Annotated in this window: 28 protein-coding genes; 18 read left to right on the forward strand and 10 right to left on the reverse strand. The window is 62.9% G+C overall.

The window, feature by feature from the left end:
• Nucleotides 1-7 precede the first annotated feature (7 nt).
• The 14 genes from EOHIBHHM_RS19320 to EOHIBHHM_RS19385 all read left to right on the forward strand — a co-directional run bounded on the left by EOHIBHHM_RS19320 (nt 8) and on the right by EOHIBHHM_RS19385 (nt 7,377).
• Nucleotides 8-778, forward strand: a complete 771-nt coding sequence (locus EOHIBHHM_RS19320; protein ID WP_497257175.1) for a hypothetical protein — start codon at nt 8-10, stop codon at nt 776-778.
• Nucleotides 775-1,164: a hypothetical protein gene (locus tag EOHIBHHM_RS19325; RefSeq protein ID WP_497257177.1), complete on the forward strand. Its 390-nt coding sequence runs from the start codon at nt 775-777 to the stop codon at nt 1,162-1,164. Before EOHIBHHM_RS19320 ends, EOHIBHHM_RS19325 begins: the two co-directional genes overlap by 4 nt.
• A complete protein-coding gene (locus tag EOHIBHHM_RS19330; RefSeq protein ID WP_497257179.1) occupies nt 1,161-1,976 on the forward strand; it encodes a DNA polymerase sliding clamp in 816 nt (271 codons plus the stop codon). The genes EOHIBHHM_RS19325 and EOHIBHHM_RS19330 overlap by 4 nt, the downstream gene beginning before the upstream one ends.
• A complete protein-coding gene (locus tag EOHIBHHM_RS19335; RefSeq protein WP_497257181.1) occupies nt 1,973-2,134 on the forward strand; it encodes a hypothetical protein in 162 nt (53 codons plus the stop codon). The genes EOHIBHHM_RS19330 and EOHIBHHM_RS19335 overlap by 4 nt, the downstream gene beginning before the upstream one ends.
• Nucleotides 2,131-2,658: a hypothetical protein gene (locus EOHIBHHM_RS19340; RefSeq protein WP_497257183.1), complete on the forward strand. Its 528-nt coding sequence runs from the start codon at nt 2,131-2,133 to the stop codon at nt 2,656-2,658. Before EOHIBHHM_RS19335 ends, EOHIBHHM_RS19340 begins: the two co-directional genes overlap by 4 nt.
• A gap of 115 nt (nt 2,659-2,773) precedes the next feature.
• Entirely contained in the window at nt 2,774-3,424 is a 651-nt protein-coding gene (locus EOHIBHHM_RS19345) for a GNAT family N-acetyltransferase (protein ID WP_497257185.1), read from the forward strand.
• 188 nt (nt 3,425-3,612) lie between these two features.
• Nucleotides 3,613-3,795 (forward strand): hypothetical protein, encoded by a 183-nt coding sequence (locus EOHIBHHM_RS19350; protein WP_497257187.1) that lies wholly within the window; start codon nt 3,613-3,615, stop codon nt 3,793-3,795.
• Nucleotides 3,792-3,935 (forward strand): hypothetical protein, encoded by a 144-nt coding sequence (locus tag EOHIBHHM_RS19355; RefSeq protein ID WP_497257189.1) that lies wholly within the window; start codon nt 3,792-3,794, stop codon nt 3,933-3,935. The genes EOHIBHHM_RS19350 and EOHIBHHM_RS19355 overlap by 4 nt, the downstream gene beginning before the upstream one ends.
• Nucleotides 3,936-4,093: 158 nt before the next feature.
• Nucleotides 4,094-4,528 (forward strand): hypothetical protein, encoded by a 435-nt coding sequence (locus EOHIBHHM_RS19360; RefSeq protein ID WP_497257191.1) that lies wholly within the window; start codon nt 4,094-4,096, stop codon nt 4,526-4,528.
• 155 nt (nt 4,529-4,683) lie between these two features.
• Entirely contained in the window at nt 4,684-5,004 is a 321-nt protein-coding gene (locus EOHIBHHM_RS19365; RefSeq protein WP_497257193.1) for a hypothetical protein, read from the forward strand.
• Nucleotides 5,001-5,891 (forward strand): hypothetical protein, encoded by an 891-nt coding sequence (locus EOHIBHHM_RS19370; RefSeq protein ID WP_497257195.1) that lies wholly within the window; start codon nt 5,001-5,003, stop codon nt 5,889-5,891. Before EOHIBHHM_RS19365 ends, EOHIBHHM_RS19370 begins: the two co-directional genes overlap by 4 nt.
• A complete protein-coding gene (locus tag EOHIBHHM_RS19375; protein ID WP_497257197.1) occupies nt 5,888-6,127 on the forward strand; it encodes a hypothetical protein in 240 nt (79 codons plus the stop codon). The genes EOHIBHHM_RS19370 and EOHIBHHM_RS19375 overlap by 4 nt, the downstream gene beginning before the upstream one ends.
• A gap of 385 nt (nt 6,128-6,512) precedes the next feature.
• Nucleotides 6,513-6,842: a hypothetical protein gene (locus EOHIBHHM_RS19380; RefSeq protein WP_497257199.1), complete on the forward strand. Its 330-nt coding sequence runs from the start codon at nt 6,513-6,515 to the stop codon at nt 6,840-6,842.
• A gap of 160 nt (nt 6,843-7,002) precedes the next feature.
• The gene (locus tag EOHIBHHM_RS19385) at nt 7,003-7,377 is read left to right on the forward strand and encodes a hypothetical protein (RefSeq protein WP_497257201.1); all 375 of its coding nucleotides are present in this window, start codon (nt 7,003-7,005) and stop codon (nt 7,375-7,377) included.
• 180 nt (nt 7,378-7,557) lie between these two features.
• On the opposite strand, the gene EOHIBHHM_RS19390 is transcribed toward EOHIBHHM_RS19385, so the two are convergent.
• The 10 genes from EOHIBHHM_RS19390 to EOHIBHHM_RS19435 all read right to left on the reverse strand — a co-directional run bounded on the left by EOHIBHHM_RS19390 (nt 7,558) and on the right by EOHIBHHM_RS19435 (nt 11,645).
• Nucleotides 7,558-7,815 carry an SNF2/RAD54 family helicase gene (locus EOHIBHHM_RS19390; protein ID WP_497257203.1) on the reverse strand — a complete coding sequence of 86 codons (258 nt, stop codon included), beginning with the start codon at nt 7,813-7,815 and terminating at the stop codon, nt 7,558-7,560.
• Nucleotide 7,816: 1 nt separating this feature from the next.
• Entirely contained in the window at nt 7,817-8,095 is a 279-nt protein-coding gene (locus EOHIBHHM_RS19395; RefSeq protein WP_497257205.1) for a hypothetical protein, read from the reverse strand.
• A 138-nt stretch (nt 8,096-8,233) separates the two neighbouring features.
• Nucleotides 8,234-8,770 carry a hypothetical protein gene (locus EOHIBHHM_RS19400; protein ID WP_497257207.1) on the reverse strand — a complete coding sequence of 179 codons (537 nt, stop codon included), beginning with the start codon at nt 8,768-8,770 and terminating at the stop codon, nt 8,234-8,236.
• Complete coding sequence (locus tag EOHIBHHM_RS19405; RefSeq protein ID WP_497257209.1) at nt 8,763-9,017, reverse strand: hypothetical protein; 255 nt, start codon at nt 9,015-9,017, stop codon at nt 8,763-8,765. Before EOHIBHHM_RS19405 ends, EOHIBHHM_RS19400 begins: the two co-directional genes overlap by 8 nt.
• Nucleotides 9,010-9,201, reverse strand: coding sequence for a hypothetical protein (locus EOHIBHHM_RS19410; protein ID WP_497257211.1), 192 nt, complete (start codon nt 9,199-9,201; stop codon nt 9,010-9,012). The genes EOHIBHHM_RS19405 and EOHIBHHM_RS19410 overlap by 8 nt, the downstream gene beginning before the upstream one ends.
• A gap of 184 nt (nt 9,202-9,385) precedes the next feature.
• The gene (locus tag EOHIBHHM_RS19415; protein WP_497257213.1) at nt 9,386-9,796 is read right to left on the reverse strand and encodes a hypothetical protein; all 411 of its coding nucleotides are present in this window, start codon (nt 9,794-9,796) and stop codon (nt 9,386-9,388) included.
• Nucleotides 9,797-10,218: 422 nt separating this feature from the next.
• The gene (locus tag EOHIBHHM_RS19420; RefSeq protein ID WP_497257215.1) at nt 10,219-10,881 is read right to left on the reverse strand and encodes a tyrosine-type recombinase/integrase; all 663 of its coding nucleotides are present in this window, start codon (nt 10,879-10,881) and stop codon (nt 10,219-10,221) included.
• 1 nt (nt 10,882) lies between these two features.
• Nucleotides 10,883-11,128, reverse strand: coding sequence for a hypothetical protein (locus tag EOHIBHHM_RS19425; RefSeq protein WP_497257217.1), 246 nt, complete (start codon nt 11,126-11,128; stop codon nt 10,883-10,885).
• On the reverse strand, nt 11,125-11,409 hold the full coding sequence (locus EOHIBHHM_RS19430) for a hypothetical protein (RefSeq protein WP_497257219.1): 285 nt from the start codon (nt 11,407-11,409) through the stop codon (nt 11,125-11,127). The genes EOHIBHHM_RS19425 and EOHIBHHM_RS19430 overlap by 4 nt, the downstream gene beginning before the upstream one ends.
• A 2-nt stretch (nt 11,410-11,411) precedes the next feature.
• Nucleotides 11,412-11,645 (reverse strand): hypothetical protein, encoded by a 234-nt coding sequence (locus tag EOHIBHHM_RS19435; protein ID WP_497257221.1) that lies wholly within the window; start codon nt 11,643-11,645, stop codon nt 11,412-11,414.
• Nucleotides 11,646-11,774: 129 nt separating this feature from the next.
• Between EOHIBHHM_RS19435 and EOHIBHHM_RS19440 the strand changes: the two genes are divergently transcribed.
• From EOHIBHHM_RS19440 to EOHIBHHM_RS19455, 4 genes are all read left to right on the forward strand, one after another.
• On the forward strand, nt 11,775-12,008 hold the full coding sequence (locus EOHIBHHM_RS19440; RefSeq protein WP_497257223.1) for a hypothetical protein: 234 nt from the start codon (nt 11,775-11,777) through the stop codon (nt 12,006-12,008).
• Nucleotides 12,009-12,065: 57 nt separating this feature from the next.
• Entirely contained in the window at nt 12,066-14,249 is a 2,184-nt protein-coding gene (locus tag EOHIBHHM_RS19445) for a transposase (RefSeq protein ID WP_497257225.1), read from the forward strand.
• 318 nt (nt 14,250-14,567) lie between these two features.
• Nucleotides 14,568-14,747 (forward strand): hypothetical protein, encoded by a 180-nt coding sequence (locus EOHIBHHM_RS19450; protein ID WP_497257227.1) that lies wholly within the window; start codon nt 14,568-14,570, stop codon nt 14,745-14,747.
• 57 nt (nt 14,748-14,804) lie between these two features.
• Nucleotides 14,805-14,978, forward strand: coding sequence for a DUF7563 family protein (locus EOHIBHHM_RS19455; RefSeq protein ID WP_497257229.1), 174 nt, complete (start codon nt 14,805-14,807; stop codon nt 14,976-14,978).
• Nucleotides 14,979-15,058 lie beyond the last annotated feature (80 nt).

Consider the following 15,058-nt stretch of genomic DNA (forward strand, 5'->3'; position numbering starts at 1 on the left):
TACTGAAATGAGCATCCACCCATCAACCACGCCGGACCTGAGCCAACACCGACTCGCCGCCGAAGCCGACCCGTCCGATCTCATCCCGGCGCTGCGCGGACTCGCGACGTTCACCGATACCGTCCGACTGTCGTTCACCGAGTCGGGTATCGACGTGGTCGCGAAGAATCACTCACAGACGTGCTTCACGGAACTGTCGCTCCCGCTCGAGTACACGACCGATTTCTCGGCGGTCACGGTCGGCGTCGAATCCGACCGACTGCTCAAGAACTCGAGGTTCCACAGCGACTATCGGGGTGACACAGTCGAGTTCTCGCTTCTCGACGACCACGACGAACTCACTGTCTCCACTGGCAACGTCATGGGCTACGTCCCGCTCGTCGACCTCGAGGACGTCGCCGACGAACCAGCGTTCGACGGGTTCGACTACACGACTGACGTCACGCTCGACGCCGTGGAGTTCAAGACCGCGGTCGCCGCGGTCGCGGGCGGGTCGGACGGCCCAATCCGGCTGTCGGTCTCACCGGACACCGGTCGCCTCTCGGCCGAGGGGTCGGACTACGGGGCAACCGGCTACCCGTTCACCAAGAACGTCGCCGCCGACGTTGACGGCGAGACAGCGAGCGCACCGTACGGACAGGATTTCCTCATGGATATCTGCAAGGCGATTCACCCGGAAGAGACTGTCTCGCTCCGGATGAGTGACGGCTACCCACTCTCGGTGTCGACCGAGCATGTGACGTTCACGCTCGCACCCGCTATCGGGGTGGACGAATGAGCACCACTCACGACACGGACTCTCCGGCCGACGCCGACGCCGACGAACCACAGACCCAACGCGAGTGGGTCATGTCTCGCGTGCGCGCTCGCGTTTCGGCCGACCCGGACGGAAAGCAGAACGTCGAGTCGAACGTCTGGACGTCGACCAAGCGCCTCAAATCCGACGCGTCGAACTCTGGCGAGGACACCATCCACCGCCAAGAAGTCCCGCCTGTCGTCAATCACCTGAGCGACGAGGGCGAACTCATCAACTGGTTCGGCCTCTTGGCACCGACCGATCGCGAGCACCTCCAGGCCATCGTCGCCTGCGAGAACCAATCGGACTGTCCGCGAAGCATCCTGCTAAACCAAATCACGGCGACGCTGGCGGGTGATTCTGAATGAGCATCCACGATACCAACACCGACGACGCCGACGCCACGCCGACTGTAACGCTCCCGCTCGACTCGTTCCGCGAGTTCCTCGCACCTGTCGCGGAGCTTGTCGACGAGTGTGTGATTCGCCTCTCCGAAGCGGACGGACTGACCGTCGCTGCCGTCGACCCGGCGAACGTCGCAATGGTCGAAGCGGAACTCTCGCCGGACGCCTTCGACGTGTTCGACGTCCCGGAAGAGACGGCCTTTGGCGCGAACGTCACGCTGTTCGCTCGTCTCTTCGACGACGACCGCGAGCTTGGCGACACGCTCTCCTTCGCTGTCGACGAGACGCGCAAGAAAGTCGACCTCGAGATGGGGCCGTTTGAGTACACGTACGCCTACATCGACCCCGTTCACGTCCGCCCCGAACCTGAGATTCCGGCGCTGGATTTGACGGCCGACGTCCAACTCGCGGGCGGCCTTCTTCGCGAGGGTGTCGAGTTCGCGGCCATAACTGACAGCCACATCCGCGCTGCGTTCGACGCCGACACGCGGACACTCCGAATTTTTGCGGAAGGATCGACGGACGACGCGACGTGGACGGCCCCAAACGAGGATCTGTGGGTCAGGTCGGGCGGTCCGGCGGACTCGCAGTTCTCTCGCGACTACTTCACGAGCATCGTCGCCAACGCGCCCGAGAACCGGGATGTTCGCGTGCGGCTCGGCGAGGAGTTCCCGATGAAACTCTCGTACGGCATCGTCGCCGACGAGGAGACGCCCGGAAACGTCTATCACGGCGACGTGACGCTCATGCAAGCGCCGAGGATTCAGTCGTCATGAGCCTGCACGAGTGCCCCGAGTGCGACGCGACGGTCGCGACGAACACGACGACGGCGGGCGCGTTCGACCTCCCGCCGACGATCGTCTGTGTTGAGTGCGGTGTCGAGATGGACGCCGACCCGGACGTGACGGTCGACATGGACAAGGTGCGCCAATGAGCGTTCAAACCCCGTTCCCCGCCGTCGGCGAGTCGCGGAACACCCCGGTCGGCATGGACCGCTGTTGGGTCTGTGCCTGCCGCGGCGGGCTGTCTCTCTCCGACGAACCAGGCACCTGTTGCTGTGGCGCGACGTACGAGGGCCTCGGGCACACGACGCTCACCGCCGCCCCTGAACCGGGCAAGAAGGACGTCATCATCCGCGCCCCTCGCGAGGACCTCCAACACAAGGTGTTCTCGGTGATGGACTGTAAGAAGGGCGAACCGCACCCGCGACGCTCACTCGCCTACTGGACGGTCAACGGGACGCCGCGACGAACCGGACCCGGCCGACACGTCCTTTTCAGCGAGGACGGCGAGACGGTCGACTACGTCGCGCCGATCTGCTACGCCGAGGACGGGAAGCTCTGGTTCGATTTCCTTTCGGAAGCGAACTACGACGCCCCGCGAGAACCACCGACGCGCGGGTTCGCGTACTGCGAGTTCGGGAGTTCACCGTGGCACGACTGGGGTGACTCACAGTGAGCACCCAATCCCACACCCAGTGGCGTCTCTGGCGCTGTATCGCCTGCGGCACGGTCGAACGAATCGACAAGCGCACCAACGAGTGCGCGCGCTGTGGAACCGACCAACTCGACCCATGATAGGCGCTCGCACCACAGCCACCCGACCGACGCACCGCCACTGGCAACTCCACGACGCGCACGGCCGCGACGACGCGTACTACCTCGTGCGACAGTGGGCGCACTACTTCGGCGTGGAGTACGGCCCGTACGAACTCCCGCTGGAACTCTGTGCTGTCGCGGGGTGGGACGTCGACGACGAACCACCGGCCACGCTCGGCACGATCGCCACGCACACCCCCGTCGACCGCGACGGCACGGTGCCGGTCGGCGGCGGTCTCGTGTCCATCCTCGAGCACGCCGACGCCGTCGAACAACTCCCCGAGGGACGCTTCGACGCCGATGCACTTGTGGCCGACCGGACGGCGTGGCTCTGGTTCGGTGCCGTTGACCCCGCGTGGCGCGGTCGCGGTATCGGCCGGGCGATGTTCGACCGTCGCGTACAGTGGGCGACCGAGCAGGGCGCGAGTATGGCCGTCGCCTTCGGGTGGGAACGCCCCGGCCTGTCGAGTCGGCCGCTCTTCGAGTCGGATGGGTGGATACCGATTCAGCGCTTCCCCGACCACTACGTCGAGAACCGGACGTCGTGTCCCGACTGTGGGTGCTGGCCGTCGAACGACACCGACTGTGCGTGCGAAATGACGCTCTGGGCGAGGGATCTGGAATGACGAACATGGAAAACATATCTTGCCCAAACTGTGGCAAAAGTGTCTCCGACAACGGTTCAGAGTTTGAAAGTCAGATTCTCGACTCACAACGCAACCGAATCACCGTCAAAGAGTGGGTGCCGAAGAAATGCAATTACTGTTCGACGGAGTTTGCGATAAAAGTCCGCGAACTCACCGAGGGATAGACGATGGGCGGTAATCTCACCGGGGACGACACGATGTTGCTCGCCTTCGGGTGGCTACTCGGTGCAACCACCGCTTCCATAATCTTCGAGCGGTGGCTGTTCGCCGTGCTTTTCGGCGGGGTCGTTCTCTCGGTGTGGGTCTACGCGCGTATCAGTGTTCGACAGGGAAGGGAACCGACACCATGACTGACGAATCAACCGCAAGCTACCGTCTCACCTGCCCGGAGTGCGGGGAGACGACGACCGCCGCGGCACGGTACTGCCCGTGGTGTGGTGTCTCGCTCAGAACCACCGGGCGACACGGGAGTGGGACGGCCGGACCATAGGCCAACCACTCTTTAAGGACGAATCGCACCCTCTCTCAAACACCCCCTACCCGACCCCGACTGGCGACGTAGGTTCGATTCCTGCACGGGGACTTACCACCGACCCAACCGCACCTGCCCAATCTGGTCACGGTTCGCGTCGGTGGCCTCGATCGACTATGTCGACGCAAACCAACCCGCAACCGACGACTCGACACGAATCGCTCGAAAACCCGCTTCGGATGGACGTCGCCGACCTCGCCGACCACGCCGAACTCCGCGACCTCTTCGCCCATGCCGTTCGCGAACAGAGTGACGCGGATCTGCCCGGCGGCCTTGAGAACCTCGCCGACGAGCTCCGCGACGAACTCGCGGAACTCGACTACCAGTCGAACCTCTCCGAGCGCGAAGCCGAACGCCTGCTGGAACGCGGCGCGGGCTACGTCCGCAGGGACCTGGAGGCGACGTACGAGCATCTCGAGGACCACGAGCGCCTCATCGCCAAGCTGCAAGGCCATGTCTCGGCCGCACGCGACGGCCGGGACGTGACGTTCGACGCCTACCACGACCTCGCACAAAAGACGGGCCTCAAGGAACACGACGATGAGCACTGAACCTGTCGACGCCGACGCCGACCACGCGGGCGCACAGTGTCCCGAGTGCGGGAGTCCGTGCGTGCGCGCGACACTCTCGCCGTTTGGGAGTGGGTGGACGCCGACCGAGTGCAACGTGTGCGAGTGGACCCGCACTGGAAACGGAGGGGTTCGACATGACTAGTCGCCGCTGTCCGCGCATCGAACGCCGGAACTCCGAGGAGTGTCTGAACGCCGGGAACCGCTACTCCGAGGTGACGCTTCTCTCCACGGAGGACGGTAAGCGCGCGAAGGCGATGGGCGAACAGCAAGAAGCCTCGGGGTACAAAAACGGCGAGTACCGCGAATACACGGCCGACGCCGTGGTGCATCTCCACCGACCGATGACGTCCGAAGAAGCGTCGCGGTACTTCCGCACCGAATCGGGAGAAGCGCTGTTAGACCTCTACGACGGCGTGTGGGGGAGAGTTACAGCGGAAACAGGGGGTGTCAAATGACCCACGAATCCAGAGCGACCGAACTGACGGCCGTCTTTGCGTGCGCGGAGTGTGGCGACGAACTCACCACCGACCACGCGCCGACGCTGTCGCCGACGCCGCGGGCGATGGAACGCCCGTGTCCCGAGTGCGACCCGTCCGAACACGACACCGAACTCACAGAGGACGCCGCAATCTACCGACTCCACCGATTCGAGGACTCGGCGGGTGCGGTCGTCTCCGACAAACAGTCGTGTCGAGGGTCGCGTAACGAGGGCGTCGAACGCTCGGAGATACCCCATCCCGACGCGGTCGACGTCCCGGCCATGCGAGATATGGGGCGGATGCAGCGCACGACCGTCGCGCGACTGTGCTACAACCTCCGAGAAGGTCAAGAGGTGCTGTTCGACCGGCGGACGCGCCCGCTCACCGTCACTCGGAACGTCGAGAAGAACGACGACTACTCCGCGCCGGGCGACCGAATCGTCGTGCTCGAGGGCAACGGCACGACCTACACGCTTCAAGTCTCGAAAGCGGCACTCGAGAACGGCGACGTACTCCGACTCCGCTCGTCGTCGAACAACGTGTCGCATCTCGCGTGGGTGTGGCCTGCCGAGGGCGGTATCGGGATTCTCGCCGACGGCCCCTCTGCCGCGGAGTTCGTCACGCCCGCCGTCGACGACACGGCGACGATCGCCTACCGAACCATGCGCGAGCCCGACGATATCCCGACCGACGCCGAGTGGCTCGGGGACTGCCCGCGCGAGTGTCACGGCCAAGTGTGGGGAATCGAGGGACGCGCCGAGTGCGACGAGTGTGCGACTGCCTGTGACCGCGCGCAGTGGGATCTGTTCGCCGAAGACTCGGACGACGAGGAAAGCGCGGAGACAGAGGAGGGAAACGCATGATTCGCCCCCGCCGACTCTCACCGGGGCAACTCACCACGGGCGTCGGCGCGGTCGCCGCTGCACTCGGGTACGCACTCCTCACGATCGCCGCGTCGCCGCCGGAACCGGCCTCGGGGTCGTTGCTGTGGGCGCTCGCCCTCGGGACTGTCGGGTCGTCGACGATCTTACTCGGGCTGAGTCTGCTGAGTATCGCCGCCGTCGACGTGCTCGACGTCCACCGCGCGGAGGTGCGGTGATGGCCTCTCCGTCGCGACCACTCCCCCGCGTGCAAGTTGAGTACCCCTCGGCCGACCGCGGGGCCGACGACGTCCGCGAACACCTGGACGCTCGTCGGTGCGAGTTCTGCGGGTGCCCGGACGTGGGCCTCGTGCTCGCTGACGTCTTTGGGACGATGATGCGACGCCCAATCTGTCGCGGACATTCCGAGCACCCGGAGCATCACCGCTACACAGGCGGGGACAACCCCGTCGACCTTCGTCGGTGTCTCGGGTGTGATGAGTTCTACCGAGAACGGTGGGGTGCCAAACCGTGGTGTCTGGAGTGTTTCCTTAACCGCCGAGACTGGGCTAGAGAGGCGCTCCCCGACGAACTCCACCGGCCTCAAATGGCAGGTGTTCGGTAATGCCGACGCTCGAGGCAGAGGACGTCGACACGCTCGAAGGGAAGGTTCGCCACCAACTCGGCCGGGCGCTGTACCTCGCTGACGCCGATCTCGACGCCGGGACTGCCGCCGTCGGCAACACCGTCCCGCGCGACGTCACCGACTACGAGGCAGAGGACCCAGAACGCGTTATCAAGTTCTTCAATATCCACATCATGCAGGCGGACCTCCGAAAGACCGAGTCAGGCGTCGCTATCACGCTTCCCGAGCGAGACGAGCTCGTCGAACGGTTCAACGACGCGTTCGAGACACGCGACGATATCCCCGAACCGGCAGGTGAGCCCGAATGACCTCACCGTCGCCCGAACTACCGACTGTCGACGACTGGGTACAGTGCCCCGAGTGCGATAGCGACGACGTGTCGGTGTTGTTCAACAACGGGCGCATTATCGTGACGTGCGAGTCGTGCTACGCCTCGGCGTCGATGCTAGTCAAGAGGGCGTCGTTCCGATGAGCGCTCGGAGATACCGCCACCAGGGCGACGGCCCGATCGCCACGGCCATCGGCGAGGACCTTATCTCACTCGCCACCGACGCCCGGACACTCGCCGACCGAGCGCACCACCACCCGGACGTCGACCCGCGACTCGCAAGCGAGGCGCACCTCTGCACCAAGCTCGTCGACGCACTGGCTGAGCGCCCCGACACGTTCCAGCCACACGCACCGCGGCAGTTCCTCGAAGATACTCGCGACCGTCTCGACGACGTCGGCCGGGCGTTCGCCCGCGCGGACCACTCCGAACTCGCCGGGGAAGCAACCCGCCTTCGGGACGTCGCCGACGGCCTCGCCTCGAGCGACGCTGTGTCGGTGGTGGTCGACTCGTGATAGACCAGTAGTTGAAAGCGGGTCAAATCCGGAAGTCGGTTCTGTTTCGTTCGTGTCATCTTGAGTCATTTTCTTGCGTGGTTGTCGCCAGTCTCAGGAACAGTTCCTATCAGGTTCCTGTTCTCTATTCTGCACCAAGTGGGGCTTTGCCTAAAGTCTTGCCCCGCGTGGTGCAATAAGTCACTCCACGCGCTCCCATCGCGGGTCGGCTTCGAGCGTCTTCGCGCTCTTGGCGATCTCGCTGGTCGGCTCCGGCGCACTGATGTGGCGATTCCGCCGCGTAACCGTCAGCGCTACGTAGTCGTCGTGGACTTCGGCAACAACAGCGTAGAACCGAACGTAGCGGTCACCGAACGGGTTCTCCGGCCAGTCGTGGTCTGGATCGTCCGCGCGCCCCTCGTAGCACTCCCACGTATCGCCTGGACTCGTGGACGCCATTTCACTTCGAACACGGGGTGTCGCCCGACTGCATCTCCTCGATGAGCTCGCCCCACGGCACGATCTCCTCGAACTCGTAGCCTCGAAGCTTCACCAGGCTCGGGCGGCTCCACGTCGATTCGTTCTCTCGCTCTTCGGCGACACGTTCCGCCGGAGACACCCAGTCGTCCGGCGGTTCGCCGCCCTCGATGCACGCGCCGCAGTATTCGGGGTCGGTTCCGTGTCCACAGAACGCGCCACAGCATCGGCAGTGGGCCTCCCGGACGGGTGGTTCAGTCATGTTTTGAGCTCTCTCGTTGGAATCGGTCTGTGAATGCAAGTGTGTACCATCCGTACACCATCAACAGAGCTAAGAAGAGCGTCAGAATCCCGATAATCAGACGCCACTGTGCCTCTGGCGGCAAGTCCCATGGCAAGGTCATTTCTCACCCCTTCTTGAGTAAGGTCTCGAATTGCCCCGATCCCGAATCAACGAGTAGGCGGTAACACCAACAGCGAGGCAGGTACCCATCGCAATAATGGCGGTCAACAGCGCCACCGCGAGAAGTGTACGGTACTCTCCATCGAGCTGGAAAGCCGTCCACATCTGCATACGCTGCTGATAGGGTAGTTCAACCCATCCCCAAATGAGAAACGGGACTGTGCTTCCAAGCGTTGCGAGTGCCACGCCGACGAATTTTCCGTACCCGTACCGTCTCGCAACGAAGACACCGGCCAGACCGACTGTCACGAAGTAAAACCCACTAAAAAGAACGACCGTCTGAACCTGAGTGAGCCAACCAGGAAGCCAGCTCGGGACGTTCCACGTGGCATTGATTGCTTCACCGATGATCGTGAACAGGAAGCCGGTCACGATGGACGCAGCGACCCAATCAACGAGGTGTTGCCGCCCCGGTACATATTGAGGGATCACTGTCGTCGTGGCATCCCTAACCCGCTTCAGATGCTCAGCCATCGTCGCGCACCTCGAAGGGATCGGGGACTTCCATGTCTTCGAGATCCTCGCACATTCGCCGGTTGGCCTCGACGATTCGGTCGAACTTCTCTTGGTTGGGCATCCCCCGACCGCCGGCGGCGACCCACTGCATCTCGTCCACGAGATCGTCCAACTTTAGGGCGTTCTCCCGAAGCTGGCGAACGTACTCTCTTAATTCACGATACTCGTTCATCCGGTCAACGTTGTCGTACTTGTCTTCAGCCATCTCGATCACCATCGTCTGAATATGCTCGAACTTCTAACGAGTACCGGGAACCTGCATCGTTCGCGCCATCTGAGGTAGCTATGACTGCCTCCACCTCTGCGGTGATGTTTCCTCGTTCGATCTTCTCACCGACGAACTCTGCGCACATTTCGTCGTACCACACGCGTTGGTCGTCTTCTTTCATATTTAGATGCAGTTAGGGCAGAGGAACGGAACGTCAGGATCGGGCGAGACCTGCCAGTCGCCACGTTCCTGAATGGCCTCCCATCGCTCTTCCTGCCCACACTTTTGGCACGCAACGCTCGGGTTGTGCTCGATGCCATGATTCGCCCGCCCTTCGCTATTTTCCAGAGGCGTATATGGCATCGTTAGACCTCAGTGAAGTGTAGTGTCGCTTTCTCCCCGTTCGATTTGACCAAGCTTTCGGTGTCTCCCTGCTCTTTAAAGGCCACGTAGCCATCCAAGTGGCTGGCGTGGTCAACTGCCATCCGCTCGCCACCCTCATCGAGCACGAAAATGGCGGTGTTGTTGATGATGACGCGGTTGTTCCCCTTATCCGTCCGAAATCTCGGCAACTCTTGTGACGGCGTTACGCGGGCGATCTCGTGTTCCTCGTGCAAATCCCACTGTCCAATTCCGACCTGGTCGCCACACTCCGGACACCAGCGCGTCGTAATCGGAATCTCGCGGTCGAGCGCGACCGGCGACTCCGTCTCTTCGACGAGATCGACAATCTCACCGCAGTGCGGGCAGGCCGCACTGAGAATGTACTCGGTCATTGTTCCACGCCACTCCATCCCGGGTTTTCTTCGGGCGGGACTTCTGGACAGTATCTCTCGTGATCGATCTCGTCAGCTGCTGCGCCGGTTGCACCGCAGCCGATGCACTGCTTGAGAGTCACTTCGCGGATAGCTTCTTTTTCAATTGTCATCGTATCACGGCGGTAGGACGCCACCCGATGCCCGCCCCGGGAGTCGAACCCGGCAGCACGCGACCGTTTCCCACCCGTCGCCTTAGCGCCGTGTGGCGCGCCCCGTCATGGGGAACATCGGCGAAGGGGCGACCGTTGGCTTGGATTCGCCGTGTCTCTCGCCCCCAACGGCGTGGTACTCGTGTCGCGCTCCACCTCAGTGCGGGCGGAAGCCCTGCGCGGGGATCGAACCCACGTACGCCGACCAGGGCGGCGTTCGTCGTCGGCATCTCAGTAGACCTCTTGAAGTCCGCGTCGCACCATCTCGCCGTCGATGCTGAGGTACTTGTTCGGCGTCTTGTTGTCCCGCCACCCGAACATCCCCTTCAGCGACTGCATTTCCAGCCCGTTCCCGGCGTGGTACGACGCCGCCGTTCCTCGAAGGCCGTGAACCGTCGTCGCGTCTTCGGACAGCCCCGGTGCCGCTTCGAGCGAGCACTCCAGTCGGCGCTGGAGCGTAGAGAACGACGTCGGCCAGCCGTCGAACTCATCAAGGAGCTCCTCCAGTGCGACCTCAACACGAACGCTCCAGTCGAAGGGGATGTCGCGTACAGCCGCGTCGGTCTTCGGCTGCCAGTAGTCTTCGACGATCTCCTCCACAGGCCGGTCATCGCCGTGCTGTTGGCGCTGTTCGGCGGCCTGCCGACAGGAGCCACACGGCCCGCCGTCGCGCCCCTTCGTACAGGAATCGTGCTCAGGAATGCGTACGAGGTGGTGTCGCCAGTCGATCCACGACTCCGAGAGGTGGATCAGTTCACCGCCTCGAAGGCCGAGTCGGCCCATGATGAGGACGGCAGCTCGGGCCTCGATTCGATCCGTTCCGGACAGCCGCCCCGCGCCTAAGAGAAGCCGCTCGAACTCACGTTCTCGAAGGACGTGCTCACGAGTGACCATCTCAGTCGGACACCTCCTTGGCCGCCGCTTTCAACGCGCGGTAGGCCGAGTGGTCTTGATTGCTCGTATCGACAGCGCCCGAACAGACATCGCAGACGTCCACGTCGTCGGGGTACACATCACGTGGCCGCGGGTTGACGACGCGGGAGTTCCTTACGGTGGGGCAGTCTTCGTCAGTGTGGATCGTCGGGCCGCCGCCCCCGTTGTGCCCGCCCGTGACGTAGACGATCTCTCTTTCCGCCGTCATACCTTGTAGACGTGGACTTTCTCGGTCTGCGCGTTCCGGCTCATGTACCACTTGCTGGTTCGGAAGCTGTACCAGAGGTCGTAGCAGGCAGCGCCGTCCCAATCGCCCTTGACCTTGAACCAGTCCTCGTGGTCTTTGCCCATCTCGGGCTGCTCTTCGACCGTCTTCCCCCACGAGTCGAACGAGCCGCCGTAGTTCGTGATAATCTCGTCGCCGGTCTCCAGGTCGTGGCTGCTTCCAACGAACTGCTCCGGTTCGACGGATTGGCTGGTGGCGCTCATCGTTACCTCGTGGAGCGCTGGCCGATAACCTCGATGGTGCCGTTCTCGACCGAGTTAGCCAGGTCGCGGTGGGTGTGCTTCTCGCCGTTGTCGAAGGCGACGTACGTCTCCGTGACCTTGACGGCCTGGTAGGTCGCCTTGTCCCACTTCGACCGCACGAGCGTGTTCTTCTCGATGCCGTGCTTGTCCGCGTACCGGGTGAGGTCTTTTCCTTCGACGTAGGCTGGAACGCTCATCGTATATGCACCGTGTGGTGCAGACCACATAAGTTTTGCCCCGCGTGGTGCAGAAAGAGTATGGACAGCCTATTCTGCACCGTGTGGGGAAGAATAAAGGTCGTTGCCCCACATGGTGCATCTATAAGGATGCCCGAGACTGACAGCAACAGTGTGCCGCGGACGCCCGAGGAGCCGACGCCGCAGCAGGTTCTCGAAGAGATGAATCGCTGCGAGCCCTACATCGTCTCAGACCTCGTAGACGCCTTCCCTGACGCTTCCCGATGGACGGTTCAACGACGGCTTGACTCCCTCGTTGACGACGGTGAACTCTCGAAGAAGAAGCACACCGAGAACCGCGTCTCGTACTGGATTCCCGAGTAGGCTTCCCTTACTCCACGCGGAGCAGAGCTTATAAACCAAGAGAGACATGTCCCCGGTATGGACAAAGGCCCCGACCAAAACACCCGGGACGGCCCCGATGGATTGGTCGAGGCCATCGCCGAAAACGATTCTGACGACCTCTACGCTCCGCCCGAGGAAGTTCCCGAGAAGACGGTGCGGAAACCGCACGACGAAGCCCCGGACAACTCTCCTGAAGACCTCGATCTCGATTCGCTTGACGGCGCAATCGAAGCCCTCCGCGGCGAACTCGCCGACCGCTACGACGACGTCACCGACGTCATCAGGCCGCCGCTCATCGACGCCGTTCCCGAAGACGACCTGAAACCCGGCTCCACGTACGACTTCAAGCCGATGGTCTGCGCGTGGATCTATCGGCTCATCGCGCCCTCCGACGGCTATTCAGTCGTCAGTTGGGAAGACCTCGCCGACCGCCTGGACAACAACGACGATCTCGCCACCAGTCTCGGCTTCGACGGCGAGACACCGAGCGAGAAGACGCTCCGAACGCAGTGGGTGACGCGCGTACGTCCCGGGTTCCGCGACCACGTCCGGTACATGGCCGCCGAGTGCGCGGTGAAGGCCGAAGACTACGAGCTGGAGACTGCCGAGGACATCCGCGAGAACCTCATCGCCGACCACACCGCCGACGACGAACCGGATGTAGACCCCATCGGCGAGATGGAGCAGGGCATCAAGGAAGACGCCTACACGATTCAGGCCGACATCATCCGCGACGTCTGCGAGTACGACCGCGACGACTCCTTCGAGTGGGACGGCGACCTCATCACCGACGCCGCCGCCCACATGTGCCGGCGGAACGACTACGCGGAAGAAGGCATCAGCAAGATGGGGAAGGACTACGGGCTGATCGAGGAGCGGAAGGACGGCACCGAGGAGTGGGACGTCTTCACGCCGCAGACCTTCCGTCGGACGGTTCGGAACGTCGAACGGACGAAGATCGAGGGTTACTACGAAGACGATGACGAGGCCTACGGCGCGCGGTGGATAGCGCCCCACGACCTCGTTGACCCGAATCTCGTGACCGGGGATCTCCGTGACGCGCTCGAAGAGGCGTGGACTATCGACCCGCACGACCCGGACGGCGAGACCGCAGCGTGGCACCTCCGCACCGAGGAAGCCATCGAGCGCCAGATCGAGTGGCTTCGGGACGAACAGGGCGTCATCGACGAAGACGACACGTTCAACCTCCGCATCGACTACACCACGCACGACCACAGCCGCCACTCCTCGGTGGACAGTGACCCGCCGATTGGCGTCCACAAGCAGTCTCACCTCGATACCGGCTACGCCTGGAAGGAGCTCCAGGGCACCATCAAAATCAACGGACGGGCGTTCATCATCGCCTCCCTGTCGTACCTCCCGCCGAACGACCAGTTCCAGGGCGTTCGGTACATCCTTGACCGCGCTCGGGAGCTCGTGAACATCGACACGGTGATGGCCGACGCCGAGTTCGTGGATACGAAGATATGCCGGTACGTCCGCCAGTGCGGCTGTGACTACGCGATTCGGAAGGGTGCGACCGACGCGGTGAAGGACACCGTCGAAGGCTTCGATGGACGTGCCGATTGGGACAGCAACTGGACGCTATCAAGTAGCGGTCGGCGTCGCACGCACAACACGACGCTCGTGGGCCTGGAGAAGGACTTCAAGAGCGTCCCCGACCACAAGAAGAAGGACGACGAAGAAGACGAACCGGACACCACGCTCGATGACTTCGGCGACGACGAAGAAGAGGACGTCGTCGAGGGCCAGCTGACGCTTGACCAAGCCATCGAGGAGCCTCAAGAGGACGAAGAGGACATCGACTACTTCTGCATCATCACGAGCAAGAGCGTTGACCGCGCCGGGATCGACCCCGACGAGAACCCTATCGGCCACGACCCGGAAGGGTCGGCGTGGGGAATCGGTCGCCTCTACCGCGACCGGTGGGGGATAGAGACTGCGTTCCGTGACAAGAAGGGCACGTTCGCGGCGAAGACGCGGTCGCGTGACCTCGGCTACCGGCGGTTCCTCTGGATGATGGAGAACCTGCTGTACAACGGGTGGGTGATGCTGAACTCCGCGGTCGCCGGCCAGAGCCCCGACCGGGACGATGACGAGATCGTGGTGAAGCAGGGAACGTATCTGGACGAACTCGACCGGCGCGTCCTCAGCGGGCTCAGTCTTGACCTGGAGTTCCCGGACGTGGAGTACGGCTGAGGCCTGAGCGCCATCTCGTGGTAGCAAAACGGTGAGCCGCAGCACTCGTCAACGGTCGCTCGTTCTCGCGTTTCGTCGCTGATTCTCCGCCGTCCTGTCAGAAACAGCGCACTTCTGAGGAGAGTCGTCGTCGCCAGTCGCGTCTTCGTCGATAATCTGCACCAAGTGGGTCAGTATCGGTTCCGGTTTTGCCCCGTGCTTTCAACTACTGATAGACTGGTTGTTCGTCGCCGCCTCGGCGCTGGCACTCGGCGCTGTCGTCTTGCTGCTCGGCGCGTTCGCGGTGATGGTCTACCTGCCGCTTCGGGAGCGTGCCCCGTGAGTCTCGCTGAACTCGACAGAGTGCTCACCGCCGACCCTGACGAGGTGGCTGTCGGGCCGTCGTCGGGACGCACGCGCTTTCACGAACTCTCGTGTACGCGCGTCAACTCGGGCTACCAGCGACTCCCGCGGGGATACGCAAAACGACAGTTCTCTCCGGCGGAGTGCTGTCACTGACGCGCCGAGGCCGACACGTCCCCTATTTTTATATTTGATTAGTGTGCGGATTCTAACATGCCAACCTGTCTGAATTGCGAGTCATCCGTATCGAAGCAGTACGTCCGTGTGTTCGCCCCGGAAGGTTTCGACCGACCGCGGGTGTGTCCGAAGTGCGAGGACAAAGTGCGGGATGGGGGTGAGGTGCGCGAGGCCCGATCGTCTCGACAGACCGGCGCGCAACCATCCTGAATCGTCGCTCTTCTCCGGCCGTCTGGAACGTCCTGACTATCACAAACACACTCAACGTACTGTACGTCACAAACGCCACA

It is taken from the genome of Halogranum roseipondis, from assembly GCF_059695585.1.